This window comes from Mesorhizobium sp. M4B.F.Ca.ET.089.01.1.1, assembly GCF_004022605.1.
GTDB classification, from domain to species: Bacteria; Pseudomonadota; Alphaproteobacteria; order Rhizobiales; family Rhizobiaceae; genus Mesorhizobium; species Mesorhizobium abyssinicae.
Genome location: NZ_RZOS01001186.1, coordinates 1 through 617, shown reverse-complemented (window position 1 = coordinate 617; position 617 = coordinate 1). Strand labels below are relative to the sequence as shown.

The 617-nt window shown below is 61.9% G+C and carries 1 protein-coding gene and 1 pseudogene; both read right to left on the bottom strand.

Going from position 1 to position 617, the window contains the following annotated elements:
• Window positions 1-12: 12 nt before the first annotated feature.
• Entirely contained in the window at window positions 13-282 is a 270-nt protein-coding gene (locus EN780_RS36690) for a hypothetical protein (protein WP_210215119.1), read from the bottom strand.
• A pseudogene (locus EN780_RS40020) lies at window positions 264-617 on the bottom strand (hypothetical protein); the annotation flags it as partial. The pseudogene EN780_RS40020 and the gene EN780_RS36690, both read right to left, overlap by 19 nt.

Genomic DNA, 617 nt, shown 5'->3' with positions numbered 1-617 from the left:
CCTGACATCCGCTCAAAGTCTGCCAACCCGGCCCGATAAATTCGTCGCCGGGATCTCAGCATCCTTGGAGGAATGCCCCGGCTGATTTTGCAGGGTCTGCAGCAGCGGCAGCAGCAGCGCCACCATAGCTTCGGGGAGTTGCTCCAAGGCTGCGATGGCTTGTGCACGCGTTTCTGCCTCTAGGCGGGTCTTGCCGAAAAGATGCGGCGCTGTCTCGGCAATCATGGCGATTGGCGAGGCGCCGAGAATTTCGCAAAGGTGGATCAGGCGCGTGACATGCATCTTGGAGAAGGCCACCTCGTAGCGCGCCGGAACACCTGGGTCGACAGCCCGAGCATCAATGCGAGATTTTCGCGCGTCAGGCCGCGCCTCTCGCGGCATGCGCGGGTCTGCGCGCTCAACACCTCTTCCATCCTGTCAAAGCTGACGACGCCATCGAAGCCCGGCCGCCGGAACACCGGCCTGCCGAAGCCTGCTTGCCGCGTTTCGACCAGTCCTTCGGCCACGACGTACCCGTCCGGACCTTTGTTTGCTCTTGCCATGACGGCTACTGCTCCTGATGCAAGAGTTCGGTGTCCTTGATCAGGCGCAGGTTCATGTCGCTGGGGCTCTTGATC

Excerpts from the sequence above, each read along its gene's own strand:
- EN780_RS36690 (WP_210215119.1), bottom strand. The coding sequence starts at position 282 with ATGCATGTCACGCGCCTGATCCACCTTTGCGAAATTCTCGGCGCCTCG.